This is a genomic window from Niastella soli (assembly GCF_017742245.1).
Taxonomy (GTDB): Bacteria; Bacteroidota; Bacteroidia; order Chitinophagales; family Chitinophagaceae; genus Niastella; species Niastella soli.
In genome coordinates this window covers 2,958,572-2,977,736 of the sequence record NZ_JAGHKO010000001.1, presented here as the reverse complement: position 1 = coordinate 2,977,736, position 19,165 = coordinate 2,958,572, and the positions used below count along the sequence as shown (strand labels likewise).

15 protein-coding genes are annotated in these 19,165 nt (G+C 44.1%); 13 read left to right on the top strand and 2 right to left on the bottom strand.

What is annotated here, in order from left to right:
• The first annotated feature begins 7 nt into the window (after positions 1 to 7).
• The 10 genes from map (at position 8) to J7I42_RS12180 (ending at position 11,145) form a co-directional block, all read left to right on the top strand.
• On the top strand, positions 8 to 775 hold the full coding sequence (map, locus tag J7I42_RS12225) for a type I methionyl aminopeptidase (RefSeq protein WP_209139067.1): 768 nt from the start codon (positions 8 to 10) through the stop codon (positions 773 to 775).
• 110 nt (positions 776 to 885) lie between these two features.
• Positions 886 to 1,362 (top strand): GNAT family N-acetyltransferase, encoded by a 477-nt coding sequence (locus J7I42_RS12220; protein ID WP_209139066.1) that lies wholly within the window; start codon positions 886 to 888, stop codon positions 1,360 to 1,362.
• A 298-nt stretch (positions 1,363 to 1,660) separates the two neighbouring features.
• Complete coding sequence (locus tag J7I42_RS12215; protein WP_209139065.1) at positions 1,661 to 2,590, top strand: multicopper oxidase domain-containing protein; 930 nt, start codon at positions 1,661 to 1,663, stop codon at positions 2,588 to 2,590.
• Between the two features lie 7 nt (positions 2,591 to 2,597).
• Entirely contained in the window at positions 2,598 to 3,089 is a 492-nt protein-coding gene (locus tag J7I42_RS12210) for a thioredoxin domain-containing protein (protein WP_209139064.1), read from the top strand.
• Positions 3,090 to 3,130: 41 nt separating this feature from the next.
• The gene (locus J7I42_RS12205; RefSeq protein WP_209139063.1) at positions 3,131 to 5,395 is read left to right on the top strand and encodes a nitric-oxide reductase large subunit; all 2,265 of its coding nucleotides are present in this window, start codon (positions 3,131 to 3,133) and stop codon (positions 5,393 to 5,395) included.
• 211 nt (positions 5,396 to 5,606) lie between these two features.
• Entirely contained in the window at positions 5,607 to 6,557 is a 951-nt protein-coding gene (locus tag J7I42_RS12200) for a vWA domain-containing protein (protein ID WP_209139062.1), read from the top strand.
• Between the two features lie 24 nt (positions 6,558 to 6,581).
• On the top strand, positions 6,582 to 8,105 hold the full coding sequence (locus J7I42_RS12195; protein WP_209139061.1) for a hypothetical protein: 1,524 nt from the start codon (positions 6,582 to 6,584) through the stop codon (positions 8,103 to 8,105).
• Positions 8,106 to 8,107: 2 nt separating this feature from the next.
• Positions 8,108 to 10,027, top strand: coding sequence for a serine/threonine protein kinase (locus J7I42_RS12190; RefSeq protein WP_209139060.1), 1,920 nt, complete (start codon positions 8,108 to 8,110; stop codon positions 10,025 to 10,027).
• Entirely contained in the window at positions 10,024 to 10,590 is a 567-nt protein-coding gene (locus J7I42_RS12185; RefSeq protein ID WP_209139059.1) for a toll/interleukin-1 receptor domain-containing protein, read from the top strand. Before J7I42_RS12190 ends, J7I42_RS12185 begins: the two co-directional genes overlap by 4 nt.
• Positions 10,591 to 10,599: 9 nt before the next feature.
• Positions 10,600 to 11,145 carry a hypothetical protein gene (locus J7I42_RS12180; protein ID WP_209139058.1) on the top strand — a complete coding sequence of 182 codons (546 nt, stop codon included), beginning with the start codon at positions 10,600 to 10,602 and terminating at the stop codon, positions 11,143 to 11,145.
• Between the two features lie 419 nt (positions 11,146 to 11,564).
• Here J7I42_RS12180 and J7I42_RS12175 read toward each other — a convergent pair whose 3' ends face one another.
• Positions 11,565 to 14,105 (bottom strand): M1 family metallopeptidase, encoded by a 2,541-nt coding sequence (locus J7I42_RS12175; protein ID WP_209139057.1) that lies wholly within the window; start codon positions 14,103 to 14,105, stop codon positions 11,565 to 11,567.
• 831 nt (positions 14,106 to 14,936) lie between these two features.
• Between J7I42_RS12175 and J7I42_RS12170 the strand changes: the two genes are divergently transcribed.
• Both J7I42_RS12170 and J7I42_RS12165 read left to right on the top strand, forming a co-directional pair.
• Positions 14,937 to 17,060: a cellulase family glycosylhydrolase gene (locus J7I42_RS12170; protein ID WP_209139056.1), complete on the top strand. Its 2,124-nt coding sequence runs from the start codon at positions 14,937 to 14,939 to the stop codon at positions 17,058 to 17,060.
• Positions 17,061 to 17,251: 191 nt separating this feature from the next.
• Positions 17,252 to 17,833 (top strand): porin family protein, encoded by a 582-nt coding sequence (locus J7I42_RS12165; protein WP_209139055.1) that lies wholly within the window; start codon positions 17,252 to 17,254, stop codon positions 17,831 to 17,833.
• Between the two features lie 10 nt (positions 17,834 to 17,843).
• Here the strand turns inward: J7I42_RS12165 and J7I42_RS12160 are convergent, their stop codons facing one another.
• Complete coding sequence (locus tag J7I42_RS12160) at positions 17,844 to 18,224, bottom strand: winged helix-turn-helix transcriptional regulator (protein ID WP_209139054.1); 381 nt, start codon at positions 18,222 to 18,224, stop codon at positions 17,844 to 17,846.
• Between the two features lie 104 nt (positions 18,225 to 18,328).
• On the opposite strand from J7I42_RS12160, the gene J7I42_RS12155 reads away from it, so the two are divergent.
• Positions 18,329 to 19,153, top strand: coding sequence for an Ivy family c-type lysozyme inhibitor (locus tag J7I42_RS12155; protein WP_209139053.1), 825 nt, complete (start codon positions 18,329 to 18,331; stop codon positions 19,151 to 19,153).
• The last annotated feature ends 12 nt before the right edge of the window (positions 19,154 to 19,165 follow it).

The window sequence follows — 19,165 nt, the reverse complement described above, 5'->3', positions numbered from 1 at the left end:
GGGAAATATGTCAATATCAAATGAATCTGAGTTATGGGGAATGCAAAAAGCAAGCGAAGCTGTTGCATGCACATTAAAGGAAATGATCAATTATGCACAACCCGGTATGAGCACCAAAGAATTGGATGAGTTTGGAGCTACCGTCCTGGCTCGTTTTGGGGCAAAATCAGCTCCGCATCTGACCTACGGATTCCCGGGCTGGACATGTATAAGCGTCGGTAATGAGTTTTGTCACGGAGTTCCCACTAAAGGACGCATTTTAAAAGTAGGTGATCTTATAAATATTGACGTTTCTGCCGAATTGGGCGGGTTCTGGGCCGATAATGGTGGCTCTTTTGTGCTCGGAGATGATGTCAATCAACATCAGGATCTGGTCAACGCCTCAAAAGAGATCCTGCGTAATGCAATCAACAACATAAAGGGCGGAGTAAAAATAGCAGACATTGGCCACCAGATGGAAACTGAAGCCAGGAAACACGGCTACAAAGTAATTAAGAACCTCGGTGGACATGGCGTCGGCCGCGGTCTCCACGAAGAACCGTGTGAATTGGTGAACTACAGGAACCCTGCTGACCAGCGTAGATTCAGAAAAAATTCGGTAGTAGCAATAGAAACGTTTATTTCAACATCATCCTCTCTGGCAGTTGACTCGAAAGACGGATGGACGATGGTTGGCAACAAAGGCGGATACATGGCACAACATGAACATACGATCGTTGTAACCGATGGGAAGCCTATAATACTAACGGAAATGAATGAAATATTTAATCAATAGAAAATCATCATACAAATAAAAAAGCCTCCCATTAGATCGGGAGGCTTTTTTTATTGAGCCCAACTCCCAGCTTCTCGGTGATTTCAACTTTTTCTTCCTAACTTCCTGTTATGCCAAACATTCAACTTCGCACCACTACACATAGCGACCTTGAACATTTCTTCTTATTTCAACTCGACGAAGAAGCCTGTCACCTCGCTGCCTTTATGCCAAAGGACCACGACAACAAAGAGGTCTTTATGCAGAAATATGATCGCATCCTAAACGATGAAAACATCAGCATCCGCACCATCCTGGTTGATGACGTCATCGCAGGCAGTGTATCTAAATTTATAATGTTTGGGGATGCAGAGATAACCTATTGGATAGATAAACCATACTGGGGAAAGGGTGTTGCGGCTACGGCGCTAAAGCAATTCCTTACTATTGAAAACACCCGGCCCATTTTTGGCCGTGTGGCTTTCGACAATATAGGATCACAACGTGTGCTGGAAAAATGTGGCTTTGTAAAAATAGCTACCGACCACGGCTTTGCCAGTGCGCGTGCAACAGAAATAGAAGAATATGTTTATAAGTTAAGTTCTTAAAACTTCCATGCACTAAGGAAAGGCTTCCCGATGGATCGGGAAGCCTTTTTTATTTCATACAACATGGCAGTTCCCATTCTACCCACCTCATTTTCCAAAGTGATTGTAATCATAAATGCTATGGATTTTTCGCGTATACCTTTGGGGTGCGATTGCAGGCCGGAACAGATCAAACAAGGTCAATGGAATAAATCAATATTAACATATGAAACCTCCCTTAACTTTAGTCCTTGTACTAATAACCGGGCTCCTTTTCTGTAGTTGTTTTTCTGGCACATCTGATCACACAAATGATAAAATGATTTACGGTGCCCCCAAAGCATATATAACAAAAGACGCCATTCCTGCTACAACAACAGATGGGCCCATTGCCTATGCGCCCAACATTCCACCGATAATTGATAATGACAGTGTTGCTATACGCGTGGATATACAACATAAAAAAATAACCGTTGCAAATGGCGTTTGCTTTTGGGCGTGGACCTTTGGCGATTCCATCCCCGGTCCGGTATTGCGGGTTCGTGTTGGACAAACCATAAAATTCAGCATGGTCAACCGGTCTAATCTTACAGCAGAAGTATCGCCGCCTATGCCCCACTCTATTGATTTTCACGCTGCCATGGTTGACCCGCACGACAAATACCGAAGCATTAACCCGGGAGAGACATTACACTTTCAATGGACAGCCAATTATGCCGGTGTATTTATGTATCACTGTGGCACACCGGTTATCCTGCAACACATGATCTCCGGTATGACCGGCATGATCATCGTTGAACCCGAAGCGGGTTTTCCCGGAAAGGTTGATAAGGAATTCGCCATCGTGCAAAATGAATATTATTTAAAACCAAAAGGTGATAGTCTTTATGAAACCGATGTAACCAGTGCCAGAAACCGCCAACCAATGTTTGTCACCTTTAATGGAAAAAGCAAACAGTATGTGCAACAACCGCTTGAAGTAAAAGCCGGCGACCGGGTAAGATTATATGTGCTCAATACAGGCCCCAATCTTACTTCCAGCTTTCACGTAGTGGGCACCATCTTCGATAAAGTGTGGATCGATGGCAATCCCAAAAATGAATTTCGGGGAATGCAAACAGTGTTGCTGGGAAGTAGTAACGGCGCCATCGTTGAATTTATAGTCCCCGAGAAAGGCACTTATGTTTTTGTAGACCATTCTTTCGCAAGTGTTGAGCAAGGCGCAGTTGGCCTAATTGAAGCAAAATAGTAAAACCATGAAAAGGGTATTATTTGTTATAGCCGTCATCGCTGCAGCTACGATGGCGTTCCGCCCAGTGCCGCTAAAAAAAGCGAAGGTTTATCTTTTTCTTCAAACCCAATGTCCCTGCATTTATAACCATAAGGAAACTTTTGGATCACTAATAAAGGCTTATCAAAGCAAGGTGAGCTTTACCGCTGTATTTACTGGCCGAAAAGAAAATGATAAGGACATCCGGCAATTGATCAGCGACCTTGGCTGGGATCTTCCCTACATAAAAGACAATGATCATAAACTCCTTCAAAAGTGGAGACCCAAAGTAAGTACGGACTGTGTATTGGTTGATGAAAAAGGCAACGTACTGTACCTGGGAACCATCGACGATGGCCCATTGAATATGGGAACGGTAAAAAATTTCTACTTAAAAGATGCCCTTGAAGCCTATCTGAACAATTTACCTATAAAAGTTTCAAGCGCAAAAGGAATTGGCTGTTCACTTGGCTATTGAAGAACACTCTTCCTTATAAAACTGAAATAAAGAATAAAACCATGAAAAGTACCAGAAGATTGTGGATCGCGTTTACGCTTGTAATTTTAGCCTCGTTCACTGTACTAATATATTATGGCGTTGATCTTTACCACAAGGCGCCGCCCGTACCTGCCCAGGTGAAAACAACCGCCGGTAAAGTATTATTTACCCGTCAGGACATCAAAGATGGTCAAAACGTTTGGCAATCTATAGGTGGTCAGGAAATAGGTACCGTATGGGGACATGGCTCTTATGTAGCACCCGATTGGACGGCCGATTGGCTGCACAGGGAATCCTTGTACATGCTTGAAAAATTATCACAGCAACAATTTGGCGCATCCTACAGTAACATATTACCCGATCAGCAAACGCAATTGCAGAAACAGTTGCAAATGGAGATCAGGAAAAATACCTATGATGACAACTCAGGTGATATTACCATATCACCCTTAAGAGCGGAAGCGTTTGAAGCTGTAAGCCGTCATTATAAAGGACTGTTTACAACTGATCAAACATTGGACTCATTAAGGAATGCCTATTCCATTCAGCAGAATACGATCAAAGATGCGGCCAGAATGCAACAGATGAATGCATTTTTCTTCTGGGCTGCATGGGCATGCGTTACCAACAGACCAGGTTCAGAAATTACCTATACCAATAACTGGCCACCCGATGAGATCATTGGGAACAAACCTACCAATAGTTTGATCTTGTGGACAGGCTTTAGTGTAATTGTACTATTGGCAGGCATTGGCATTCTGGCCTTTTATCATGCCGCAAGCAAAGAGGATCCAGGAGAGCCGGTTGAACTGCCACAAAAAGATCCGTTATTAAGTATTACTGCCACCCCCTCCATGCGGGCGACGCTTAAATATTTCTGGATAGTTACCATCCTCATCGTTGTGCAGATAATCATGGGTATAGTTACCGCACACTATGGCGTTGAAGGGAACGGTTTCTATGGATTATCCCTCGCAAATATTTTACCCTATAATGTATCCAGAACATGGCATGTACAATTAGGCATTTTCTGGATAGCGACATCCTGGCTCGCAACAGGTTTATACATGGCCCCGGCAGTTTCAGGACACGAACCCAAATATCAAAAGCTGGGCGTGAATTTCCTTTTTATCTCACTCCTGATCATTGTGGGCGGTTCTATTGCCGGTGAATGGCTCGGCATAATGCAAAAACTAGGATTGATTGAAAACTTCTGGTTTGGCCATCAGGGCTACGAATACGTTGACCTTGGACGGTTTTGGCAGATCTTCCTTTTTATAGGATTATGGCTTTGGCTGGCCCTTATGTATCGGGCACTTGCTCCTGCTTTACGCAAAAAAACAGCGGACAGGAATCTCCTGATCTTATTTTTGATCGCCTCCGCTGCCATTGCTTTATTTTATGGTGCAGGCCTCATGTGGGGCAGACAAACCAACCTTGCGTTGGCAGAATACTGGAGATGGTGGGTAGTGCACTTATGGGTAGAAGGATTTTTTGAGGTATTCGCAACAGTAGTTTCTGCTTTCCTGTTTGTACGGATGGGATTACTGCAAGTGCGTACGGCAACCCTAAGCGTTATATTCTCAACGATCATATTTTTAGCAGGCGGTATATTAGGTACCTTCCATCACTTATATTTTTCCGGCACCCCTACTGCAATACTAGCGCTGGGAGCTACCTTTAGTGCATTGGAAGTAGTGCCCCTCGTACTGATCGGCTTTGAAGCATACCATAATTATCAGTTAAGCAAATCTACGTCCTGGGTTAAAGCGTATAAGTGGCCTATCTACTGTTTTATTTCCGTGGCTTTCTGGAATTTCCTGGGCGCTGGCATCTTCGGGTTTGTTATTAACCCGCCCATTGCGCTTTATTATATGCAGGGCTTGAACACTACTCCCCTTCATGGGCATGCTGCCTTGTTTGGCGTATATGGCATGCTTGGTATAGGACTAATGTTGTTTGTGCTAAAAGGCTTATATAGCCGGTATGTTTGGAAAGACCGGTTGATCGGGTTCGCATTCTGGAGTATTAACATCGGTTTGCTGCTAATGCTTGTATTGAGCTTACTACCTGTGGGCGTGTTGCAAACTATAGCAAGTGTTGACCATGGCATGTGGTATGCAAGGTCAGCAGAGTTTATGCAACAACCTTTGTTACAATTCTTCCGTTGGTTACGGGTCATTGGGGATACCGTCTTCGCATTAGGAGCGCTGGCTTTGACGGTGTTTGTAATTGGTTTAAGGACCGGTTTATCCGTTGATAAATCCAAAGTGGATATTTCTTAACCTGTTGTCGATGATTGGCTGCTTAGCACAGCTTGTAAGGCTTCCCGATCCGTCGGGAGGCCTTTTTTCATGCCACTATGTATCAAATACAATTCAAAAAAAGTAACTCAATATGTTGACATTAAAAAGGGTTTTAAAACCCTTTTATTTCCCAACAGATATTCTTTCTTTCACTAATTGATAATTATGATCAACATTTAAACTGCACATAATGAGCAACAATACCTGGATATGCGTTAACAACAACGGCCATGCATACGATACGATAACCGCTGAACAAAATAGTTACTTCTGTCCTAAGTGTCCATATGGTGAAGGTATATTATTAAACCAGGGGCCTGTTTCAATAGACAATGAGGGAACTATTATTCCCCCAATGACACAACAACAGGAAGACCTGGGATTATGTATCATGCTGCTGGACTGTTCCGGTTCCATGGCGGAGCCTGCTTTTATGAACCATCCAATGAGCAAAAGAGATCTTATTGCCAAAAGTGTTTCGGCTGGTATTTTCTCTTTGTCGGGCAACCCTTTGAAGGAGTTTGCTTATGTACTGATCATTGGTTTCGATCATGAGATTGAGATCCTGGTCCCTTATATGAGTATTGAAAAACTGGTGCAGGAATATAGAGATGCCGCTGGTCTTGAACATGCATTGAAAGAAAAAATGTACAAAAAGAATGGCGCCACAGATATAAATGGGGCATTGGAGGTAGCATTCCGGTTCACCCAACAGTTTATCAATTCAGAGATATCAATACTGGGCACCTATAAACCCCGTATACAGGCCGTGCTGGATGACAATATGATGAACCATTCTATTCCCAATGTACGGGTATTACTGTTTACAGATGGTGGACAATTCATGGGCCCCGATAAAACCACACTTAATCCAAGCCCATTCAGGAACCTGCAATACGATGGTAAAGTATTCGACCTGTTGATGAGTGCTTATTATGGCAGCAGCAGCGATAAGGATTATGATAAACTAAAAAGCCTGGCCAGTAAATGCCCCAGACATCCATCAACAGACCAGTTTTTCCTGTTCGATGATCCCACCAAAGTCGCCAACTTAAAAGGGTTGTTCAGAATGGCCAGCGGTGCCAGCGGATTTTGCCCCACTTGTTTGGACGAAGCCAATACTGTTACCAGAGACTTTTAATTCTCATTTCCATATTCAGGTAATATGATCAGAAAAATAGTTTTCATAATAATTGTTTTATGCTTCCCTGTAGCCTGCTTTTGTCAGCAGAACAAGCACCACAACACCCGTTCACAGAAAAAACCTGATACGACAACGGCAAGGGAAAATAACGCCAGCAAGCAGGTTGAGATAAAAGATTCATTACAAAAGATCATTACTAAAAACAAGGCTGTTATCGCCAATCAGCAGGATACCATTAACAAGCTGCATGCGCTCAAAAAGCCTGACCCTACGCCAACTCCAGATTTTAACTGGTCGTTAATAGCTGGCTGCCTCTTACTTTTTGCCATAAGCGCTTTTTTATATAAAAAAAACAGAACGATGTCAGGAAATGTAATTCGAAGCCAAACGACAATCGACGAATACACCGGGCATCTTAATAAACTGAAAAACATGCTGATCAAACGAGGCTTACTTACAGATTCGGCAGTCAGACATCCAGGCGACATATATAAAAAGATCGGCGACCTAATTGACCAGTATACTACTGAAGAACACAGAAACAAGGAAGTTAACCAGGCAATAGAGGAGGTAAGAAAAAAATTAAAAGAAGTCCAGATTGAAAAAGATACTGTACTGGCAGAAAACCGGGAACTGCAAAAAAGACTGGTACAAAACGGCCAGTCTCAACCCATAAAGGAGATCTTTGTTCCTTATGTTATTTCAAATAATGCCGCCTTTATAAAATCAGAAATTATTCTATCTGCAGGTCCACGAAAGGACAGCCAGAACCATGACACTGAACTGGGAGAAGATATTGCGGGTTCCTTTTCGTTACCCGGGCAAACCTTTTTCTGGCTGCTCGATGGCACCTCTGATTCTGCGGCCATAAAAGGACTGGAAGTAACATCGAACGATAACCGGCACGAAGAATATCATATATTCTCCAGTCGTATGCTGGCGCAAAGCATTGGCCATTTTATTCAGAAAAATATCAACCGGTATTTTGAACAAAAAACACCGCTAAATGAATTGCTGACAGATGCCACGGCTTATGTACACCAGGAATGGGAAAAGCGGGTGAACAACGAACCGGCCGAAAGAAAAGAAGCCATCATTCAGTTGATCCGTAAAGGTTATAAACCTTTATGCTCAACCACCGTGATCATCGGCCGCCTGCTTGAAAATGGCCATCTGTATGCATTACGGACCGGCGATTCTAAAATTTTTCCATTTAAGAAAGCAAACGGGCAACTGGCGCTGGCCAAAGATTTTAAATTCGCTGCAGACCCAACAGATGAATACGACCGGGTTGCCTTCAGATTGGATATGAATGAAAACACTGGCCAGCTTTTTATCAGACAAAACAACGCCAAATGGCTTACCCAAACAGCCGAGGAAGTGCAGCTGGTGTTTGCCTTCACGGATGGCATTGGCCGCGTTACCGAAGCACAACTGGCATCCAATAACCCGGGTATCACAGAAATGATCCGGCAGAATATCTCCCGCATTCCGCAAAAAACACACGACGATAAAACATTAATTATTTTAGAAAGAGTCACTTAACAATGAAGGTTACTATCAATGGGAAGGAATTTGAATATACTTCTGATTTCGATCCCGTACAAGTCCATGAAAATGTAAGCCGGAACTGGATGGTGTCGGCTGGTGACTATTTTAAATATCCCGTACAGATCGGGAATACCAATTGCTTCGTAAAAAGATTCAATAAGAAAAGTACTGAAATATCAGGCTATGATTTCCTGGTGCGTGTCAAGGGACAACAGCTTCGGGGATTACCCGTCGTGTACGATGTAGTGCATGTTAAGGAATCGGATAAACAGGTGATCTACCTGTTCACTGAATATATTGGCGGACAAACACTGGATAGCTTACAACGGAAAGGCTTTTCATTCTTACCTTCAAAACTGGGTGAAGATATCTTTCATGGATTGAAAAGCATCCATGAAAAGGGATTCTGGTTCCCTGATTTTGATCCAAAGAATTTTATCCGCTCAGAGAAAGGCGACACTTATGTGATTGATCTGGATAGTACCTACCCCATCTCCGCTCCACCTGCCAACTCCATGTTCGGCTCAAAAGACTTTTGGGCGCCTGTTTATGAATACTACCGGAAAAATGGGAAATTCTCCATTGAAGAGATGAAGAAAATAAAAGGCGATGTATTAAATAATGTAAGCCTTGCTTACCTGTTAGGCCTCTACTCTTATTACCTTGATGATAAAGCAGAAGACCTTACAGCTCATTCCATAGTTAGTTTAAATGATTACCTGCTTCAAAAACATAAACTCTTTACCAGCACACTGATGTATTGTTGCAGTAAAGATGGCAAAACAGGTAACTTGCAACAACGTCCATTAACAGCCGACATATTATTGAATCTTGTTAAAGTGGGGCTGTTTCCAGACAATGCTATTCGCGTCATTACGGCTTCACCCGGACAACCGGTTATCCATTCTTTTACAGCAAACGGCAAAACAGGAAGCGCGCTGGAAATAAAACCAGGCGAGCCTGTAATGCTGCAGTGGTCTGCGTCTAACACAACGTCTCTTAAATTACTGCCCGGCAATATACTACTACCTAATAATGGCACACTAAAGCTCTTGCCGGCAGAAGACACCTTATACAGACTGGAAGCAGGCTATAAATATAAAAGCGAAACAAAAAAGATCATCAGGTCCGTTGATGTTTCCATTTATGATCCTTTCCTCACACGGCCATTGATAGAATTCAGTACGGAAGGGAATAAAACTGATGCCCTGTTTTTACTGAACACCAATTACACCGTACGGTGGAAGGTAAATAATGCAGCCAAAGTGTACCTCGATGGCGCGGAAGTGAATAATGCAAATTCCAGACAATTTACTGCTTCTAAAAACACCACCCATGTCCTGAAAGCAGTAAACGCCCAAAATGGGACCACAAAAAAAGCAGAAGCTACAGTTGTGATCAGGGTCGAAAACAAACCCGGGATACAATTTAATCTTTCCACAACTGAAATACGCTCAGGGCAGCCCGTTACTTTAACATGGAATGTAACGCATGGAAAAAATATTTCCATCTTGCAGGATGGAAAAACAATCTCATCCGGTTGTTCCCAAACAGGCTCATTAAAATTGCAACCGGATGTAAACATCCATGAGTCACTACCCAAAAGAATAAAGTATGCAATTGTCGCTCACTCCAACTCGGGTCTATTTAGTACCCGTACAGAGCCTGAACTGGTGCTTACTGTAATGAAAAAAGCGCCTTCCTATAAATGGGTGGTTTGGATATTCCTCCTGCTAATTGCCCTGCTTGCGGTTTATTTAATTGCTAAAGCAAATAGTAACAACGAAGGGGCATATGAGTATGAAGAAAAATCTGACACAACAGCGGTAGCGCCTTACTACACCGATTCCGCCGTGGATATACCTGCTGAAACCAACGGCTCGCCTATTTACATGGATTCAACCATAAAAAAATGATGATCTTAAATCGCCAAAAGGTATTTATCAGTTATTCTACCCACGACACCCCATATGCGAAAGCTATTTGTACCTGGCTGGAAGAAAACAGTATTCCCTGCTGGATGGCTCCCCGGGATATTATCCCCGGCACCAGCTATGGCGAAGCAATTATTCGAGCCATCAGACAGGCGAAAATTATGGTCCTGGTATTTACAGCGTATGCCAACGAATCGAAATATGTAAACAAGGAAGTGGAAAGGGCCGTAAGCAATGGGACCATTATCATACCGGTACGATTTCAGAACGTATCACTTTGCCAGGCCCTTGATTTTTTTCTGTCTGCCGAACAATGGCTGGATGCGCTTAATCCCCCGTTGAAAAAACACCTTGATAAATTGGTAGAAAGTGTAAAAGTGTTACAGGTTTCCAGTCAACTGCAACATGCCCCCAAAAAAGAGTCTTACAAAGAAGCCCGGAAGGATATTCGCATGTTTGAGGAACTGGCGCCGGATAACTGGTACGGACAGTCGCGATACAGCCTTTTCCGATGGATCCGAAATCAATTTAAAGACAATTCATAATCTACCTGTATGACCAGTATCACCCCCACAAAAATCTACATCGAACAAAGCGTATTGGCGCGGGCCAAACAAAACGACCGTCCGGCACTGGAACAAATGTTTGCCCAATTCCTTACCGGTAATGAAAAGATCCAATTTGCTGAATATATGGGCCAGCGCGGCATCGTGCTGCTTGTTGACCATAATTTTGCCTGCGTTACTGAAAAAAGGATCGTCTCCTTAACAGTAGGGGCATTCGGTGAAATGTTATACCAGGACGCATTCCTGGAAGACCTGAACAGCACCGCTATTTATCAGCCCTCGTTATTCTGGCTTTATGTTTTCGGGACCATTTTTGTGATCTCCACCTTTGGCCTTGGTATCTTTTTAATACCATTGATCGTAAAAGGATATTACCGGCTGCACAAATGCGGCGCTTTATTTTGCATAAAGCAGGGTATCAGTGTTTTTGTATTCGTAAACCGCAGTAAACTATCCAGGGCAAATGTGTTATGGCGTGTATGTGCCCATTTACGGGAGGCCCGCGTGGCCTTAGCCCTTAAAACCATTCCGTGAACCCAAGAGAACTACCTAAAGGGGTGATAAAAAAGGCACCATTCCGCAACCTTCTCCATAAGAGCAGCCATATTGGATCAATGCTACAATTTCTCTATCCAAACACTAGTCATACTTATGTTAGATAACCTACATATTCTTTCATAATGCCACTGAAATGCCACCAGAATGCCACTGGACACCCATACTCAGTGGCATTCTGGTGGCATAAGTAAGGCAGATTGCAGGGATCTGGATACGCTTTTCTTAGGATCTCACAGGGATCTCACAAGGACCTCACAAGGACCTAACAAGGACCTAACAGGGAAAAAGTCCCTGTTAGGTCCTTGTGAAATCCCAGGCAGGCCCCGCTAAGTTTATAAAGATCCCTGTTTGATCCTGTAAAAAATGGATTGCTGATACTCCGGAGCTGAGCTTTCCTACCCTCCCCCCAGCTTTTGGGCCCGGTACAGGTTATCCGTAGCCTGCTGAATTTTCGCTTTTAGTTTGGGATTGTAGTTCGGATGTTGCTGCAGGAATTGTTGCACCACCTGCCAGGCGGCGGTAGTTTGATAGGTGCCGAAAGTGGCGCTTAGCCAGCTTTGCGGGAAAAAGATATCCCCGGTACGCTGGATTTCTTCAACTAAATCAAGGCTTTGTGGTAAATATTTAAACGAGGTAGATTGTCGTAAAGGGTGATGAAGGTACCCCAGTGCAATAATTACCCAGGCTTCCTTAGCCCGGTTTTTACGGTTGGTGAGGCTGGTGAAGAAACTATCCCTGACCGCTGCATTGGCTGATACTGCCGGCAATAAAAAGTCAAGGCGCGCTTTTTTATCGGGGTCCGTTAACCGGTTGCGCTGCTGCGTGATCACAGAAGCGGCTGTATCGCTCTTTAAGGCGATAGTGAGCGCCAGGGCGGTATAATCCTCTTCCGCCAGCTTAATGCCTGCTGGGGGCTCCTGGTGCCGCCACACATCATACATACGTTTTTTTGCCACCTCGGTCACGTATACGTTCTGGTAAGCTTTGAACAAAACCTTTTTATTATTTGTCGGCAATTGAGCTTCCATGCCCCTCCACAGCATATCTTCCAACCAGGGCGCCAATGCTTCCCGGTCCCGGGGCCGGGTAAATGTCCAGTATAAACTGCCTATATAGTTTGTAAGGAGCTTGAGGTTGGTCTCTTCTTTTTCTATGGCCAACCCTTTGGTGAGCAGGGTAAGCAGCTCTACCGGGGCCATATACCGGCCCGATAACACATTCTCATAAATGTTCACATACACCGATGCGCGGCTCACGGCACTTTTCAGATTGAAGATCTGCTCATGCATCCCTTTATCTGCCGGGAATAGCCCATACCCAATGCCATCTGAATTGAACAGGATGAAACGGGGTTTGGCCAAACCGGTGGCAGCTTTCAACTGCATGCTGGCAGTGTTCATATTCACCGGAATGGTACGAATACTGTCGGCATACACTAGCGTTACGGCAAATGACTGCGGCCAAATGCGCGGGGTGCCTGTTTCGGGGCGTTGAGTGACATTGAGTTTATCTATCTTATCTCCTTTATAACTGATCGTATAATCGAAAACAGGGCGGCCGGGCTGGTTCACCCATACCTTGTTCCAACTGAGCAGGTCATACTTGCCATATTTGGCGAGGATCTGCACCAGGTCGTTCCAGGTGGCATTGTTGTAAGCATATTTATGTAAATATTCCTGTATCCCTTTCCGGAAATTGTCTTTCCCCATCAGTAATTCCATCTGCCGCATCATGATGGGCGCCTTGTGGTAAATGATGTTACCATACATGGAACCCGCATCCTGCAGATTATCCAGTTGCTGACGTATTGGATTTGCGCCAGGTGTGCGGTCAACGCCATAAGCGTTGGGATAGTGGTCCTGCAAAAACTGAAGATTGAAGGTCTCACTTCCCATCAATTGTTCTACTACCTTATCGGCCATGAAATTGGCAAACACTTCTTTCATCCACACATCGTTGAACCACTGCATGGTCACCAGATCGCCAAACCACATATGCGCCGTTTCGTGTGAGATAAGACCGATCCGGCTGATCAACTGGTCTTTGGTGGGTTCTTTCAGAAAAAGCGACATGGCTTTGTACTGCACCTCACCCGGATGTTCCATACCGCCGAACTGGAAGTCGGGGATGGCGGCAAAACCTACTTTCTGAAAAGGATAGCGAATGCCCGTCCAGGTTTCCAAAAAGCGAAGCGCATTATCGTGCGCCTGAAATATGGAATCAACATTGGTGCCCGGGTCAGTTTCGCGATAAAGGAATTCTGCATTGTACGCGCCGAGCTGTTTTTGCGCCCGGATATATTTCCCGGCGGTGAAAGAAAAGAGGTAAGTAGGCAGCAGATCTGAATCGGTAAAATTAAATATCGTTTGAACCCCATTGCTGGTGCTGTCTTTCAATTGTCCATTGGCCAGTACCTTCCAGCCTGTAGGCACCCGCAGCGTCAAGGCAAAACGCGCTTTCAGGTCTGGCTGGTCAAAACAGGGGAATACGGTGCGGGCGCGGTCTGGTACAAACAAGGCATACAAATAATCTGCATTGCGGTTCAAAGAAGCGTCGCCGGCGGTAAATTGAATGTTGATGGTATTATTGCCTTTGTGCAGGAACGAGGGGGCAATTACCAGGTGTTCGCTTTCCAGCTTGGGGGCAATAGCCTTTCCATTTACTGATAATGCCTGTATATGATCGACGCTTTGCTTGAAATCGATCTGTAACGCCTGGGCATTTGTTTTAAGACTACAATAAATGGTCTCCGTAACCTGGATAGTTTCCGCTTTAGCGGCCGGTATTTGAAAGTCCAGCTGGTAACGGATGTCTGTGATCTCCGCACGGCGGTGTTTCGATAATTCGCTGGAAACGCCCGGGGTTATAGTTTGCTGAGCAAAAGCGGATACGCTTATGATCAAAAGCAAAATGGTAATCTTTAAGGTCTGCCTCATGAGTCTACAAATTGGCAGCAATATTAACAAAAACAAAACTTCCTTCCACATTACTGCAGAAGGAAGTACAATAAAATTAAAACTTTGATCTCCTTTATGGGAATAAACAAAGGATGATGATATATTCAACAGTTGACAGGCTTTGTTCCATTTGTTTAAGTTTAATTTTAATAGGATTGTTTGCAAACTGAAAATACCATTTTTCTTCCACTCCTTCTATTTTCTCTTTGTCACAGGTCTGTTACCGGTTCCGCGACTTTTTGCAAAAGGAAAATGAGATTGTGAAGAAGACCTGTAAGGTCCATCATCGGGTCTTGCTTAATCAGCCTGATGACTTGGACCTGACAGGTCTTAGTTAGTCAGAGGTAAAAAGATCTGTAAGCATCATTCGATCTTGCCTGAGTAGTGGGTTGTATGGCATCCGCCAAAGGCGGGACAAGCTCTGACCGGTCATATGATTATACTGAAGTGAATAAGACCTGTCAGGACCGCCTGATCACACTAATTGTTCAGCACCCGAAGGCGGACCTTACAGGTCTTCTATAAACCTAAATGCGGCGCTTGCCTATAACCATCAAAATCTGCAAACCTTAAGAAATCTTAAGAAGAAATATATTATTATCCACAAGACAAAAAAGAATAGCGTCCATTCCCTACATTTGCCTACCCTATAACTCCTACAGCTAAACTAAACTGTACTTACAAACGATCTACCTTCTTCCCTGCCTTTAGCACATAAACCCATTGCACTTTTGTTTCCTTTCCTTAACAGGATAGGCCAACCCGTATGTCTTTTTCCGAACCATATAAAACAAAGTGATGAAACCACTAATGAAACCAATTTTACTATTTGTAAGTCTTTTCCTCTGTGTCTGGGGATTTGGGCAAACGCCTGTTGCTTCCAATGGCCAGTTAAAAGTAGTAGGCACTAAATTAGTAAACCAGAACGGCTATCCCGTTCAGTTACGCGGGATGAGTACTCATGGCCTTCAATGGTACAGCAATTGTATTACCGATGCCTCACTGGATGTATTGAAGAATGATTGGGGCGCAGACATCATGCGTATTTCCATGTACATTCAGGAAGATGGTTATGAAACCAATCCTACTTATTTCACCAACCTGGTGAAAACGATCGTGAATAAATTAACAGCCCGCGGCATGTATGCGCTGATCGATTTTCATATGTTAGAACCAAGCGATCCAAACTACAACCTCAGTCGCGCCATTACCTTCTTTACTGACATCGCCAATACATTCAAGAATAACAACAACGTGCTGTATGAGATCTGTAATGAGCCCAGCAATGTAAGCTGGAGCACCATTAAGAACTATGCCAACCAGGTGATCCCCGTTATTAGGGCTATCGACAACGATGCGCCTATTATTGTAGGAACAAGAGCCTGGTCATCATTGGGCATGTCAGATGGAAGTACAGCACAGGAGATCATCAACAGTCCGTTGAACTTTCCCAACCTCCTGTACACTTTTCACTTTTATGCTAAAGACCACCGCGATTCTTATCTGAATCAACTGAGCTGGGCTGCTGACCGCCTGCCTATCTTTGTTACTGAATTTGGCAGCCAGGAAGCTTCTGGCGATGGCCCCAATGATTTCACGATGGCCCAAAAGTATATTGATCTGATGCGTACCAAAAAGATCAGCTGGTGTAACTGGAACTACAGCGATGATTTCAGAAGCGGCGCCGTATGGAAGACCGGTACTTGTGGTGGTACTAACTGGACCACCAGCAGACTGAAAGAAGCTGGCACCTGGGTCCGCAACAATATACTTACCCCGGCCGATGACTTTGGCGGTGGACCAATTGATACCACTGGCCCAACCAATCCAAATCCTACCAACATAGCACTGAACAAAACGGTTACGGTTTCTTCTGTTGAAGATAATACCTTAACAGGCAACCTGGCAGTTGATGGCAATGGGTCAACCCGTTGGGCAAGCGCTGCAGGTATCGATCCACAATCGATCACTGTTGACCTGGGTGGAAAGTATAACATTTCACGCATTAAACTCGTATGGGAAGCTGCCTATGGAAAGAATTTTGTACTGGAAGTTTCTCCAGATAATTCAACCTGGACCAATGTTAAAAACATCACCGGCAACACTTCACTCACCAATGATTATACCGGCTTAAGCACTACCGGCAGATATGTTCGCATGACTGGTACCGCCCGTGGTACTGAATATGGCTATTCCCTGTATGAATTTGAAGTTTACGGTACCGCCGCAAATGACACTACACCACCTCCGCCCACTACCAGTGTGCTGATCCAGGCTGAAAGCTACAGCTCTATGTCTGGCGTTCAAACAGAAACAACTACTGATACAGATGGAGGCCAGGACGTAGGTTGGATCGATCAGGGTGATTGGATGGCTTTCAGCAATATCAATTTCCCAGTTACCGGTACTTACAAAGTTGAATACCGTGTTGCCAGCCTAAGTGGTGGAGGCCGCGTATCTTGCGACCTGAATGCAGGTAGTATCCAACTGGGTCAGGTAGATGTGCCCAACACAGGCGGATGGCAAACCTGGACAACCATTTCGCACAACGTCACCGTGACTGCCGGTACCTACAACTTTGGGGTGTATGCACAAGCCAGTGGTTGGAACCTGAACTGGATCCGCATTACTCCTGTAACAACTACAACTAAGAGCTCCACCCGGATGGAAGCAGTTGCCACTGCTGCAAACAGCCTGGAGCAACGTATACAGGTATACCCGGTCCCTTCAAAAGACGAAGTGACCATCACCTTACCTGAAAGCACGCAAAAAACACAGATAGTAGTTACTGACCTGAACGGTAAAACCTATTACACAGGTATTGCATCGGGCAATGTTCACCAATTGCACATCAGCAAATATCCTGCTGGCATCTATGTAGTACAGCTTTTAAATGGAAACAATAGGATCGTTAAAAGGATCGTAAAGAAATAGTTTTCTTGTCTTGTTGCAGTACAATTATCAACGCAAGAGGTGCCTGTCGCGGCACCTCTTTTTTTATGGTATACAGATCACCATTTATGTTATTACCTGATTGGCCCCTGCTAATTCGGTTAATTCACTTTTAATGCCATTATGCAAAATGCAGGGCATGGTTTTTATGCATTTTTAAATAAACAATAGCCATGAAAAAATTAGTTATGTTAGCGATCGCTTCGCAACTGATCATGATTAGCGCACAATCACAAATACAAAATGGCAATCTGTTGGTAGGTGGTGATATTGCTAACTTTAGTCTGGGTTTGAATGAAGGTGGAGAATTCAACCTTCGTATTGATCCTAAACTGGCCTATTTCGTCAGCAATAACCTGGCTTTAGGAGGATATCTAACCTTTGGACTGGAAACTTCAAAAGGCGCCGGTAAAAATATTGATTATGGAATTGGATTGTTGGGGCGGTATTATCTTGGCACTGAAACAAACGTGGTGCGTAATTCCCGGTTCTTTTTTGAAGGGAATGCAGGCATAGAAGGCAACAACCCCGCCTCCGGTGAAAATACCAACGGACTGGGTTTAGGTATTGGCCCGGGCTGGGCTTACTTCATTACCAACAATGTAGGTTTGGAAGCGCTTTTAAAATACAGAGGTATTGTTGGCTTTGGAGAAAGAGCCACTACCAGCAATTTGGAGCTCGCTGTGGGGTTCCAGATCTATTTACCCTCTGCCCAACTGAGAAAACGAATGGAAGAGAACAAAAAACCGTTATAGTGATCAGTCTTTAGAACTCCCCCACATCAACTAACTCACCTTCACTGTCACCTAATCCGCGTCCCCATTTGGCAATTGCATTCAATGCCGGAATAAGCGTGGCCCCAAACTCGGTGAGTGAATATTCCACTCGCATGGGCGGTTTCCTTCCATACACCTTTCGTACTATCAACCCGTCTTCTTCCAGGGCCCGTAACTGAATGCTCAGCATCTTTTCCGTGATGTCGGGTATTAACTTTTTTAGTTCTGCAAACCGGTGTGTTCCATTCTTTAAATACCAGAGCACAACACTTTTCCATTTTCCACCAATGTAATCCATGGTAATATCCATGGCGCAGTGATATATTTTTCCTTCCAGTTTATACGCAACGTTTTTCCCTTTTATTATCATAACGGGTATTTTTTTAACCTGTCAAATTTGACAGTTATTGTCTGGCAAAGATACTATACTCATTTTTGCTACTGTAAAAAGTATAGTTCAAACAAACAATTCTTATGGCTACAAAAATTCATATGTACACGTCACGGGAGCCCATGCTGCACGTAAACGCTTATATAATAGAAAACGCTTCCGCGCTGGTGATCGTTGATACCACCTTAACCATGAGTGATAGTAAAGCGCTTAAGCAACTGGCCGACAGCCTGGCAAAACCTATTGCGGGTATCATCCTTACCCATGGTCATCCAGACCATATTGCAGGTACTTACAACATTGCCCCACAAGGCGATGTACCCATTTACGCCTTACCATCAGTAAAAAAGCTAATGGAAGAAACGGAAGCAGCCAAACACCAACAATGGTCTGGCATGTTCGGCAATGAATGGGTGCCTGAATGGGTTTATCCCAACCACCTGGTACAGGACGGACAAACAGTCACCATTGCCGGCATCCCCTTTACAGTACTGGATATTGGTTCCGGTGGCGATTGTGACGCCAACTCCCTCTGGCTTATGGATGATGAAAACAAGGCCGCTTTTATTGGTGATTTTATTTATAATAACAATCACACCTATATGAATGATGGCAGTGTGCTGAGATGGCTGGGTAATTTGGAGAAATATGCCCCCATTTTGAAAGCCTATGGCACTTACTATATTGGGCATGGTGCCCCTTGTGATCACCGGGCAATTGACAAACAAAAAGAATACTTTATCACGTATTGCGCCCAGGTATTGAAAGCAACAAATGGTACCGGCGTATTTACTGTCGAAACAAAAAGATCATTTGAACAGGCCATGCTGGCAGCTTATCCCGAGTATGGTTGCCAGTTTATGGTGGCGCTTTCTGCAGATACGGTAGGAAAAGAACTGGTGGTTTGAAGCATTGATCTA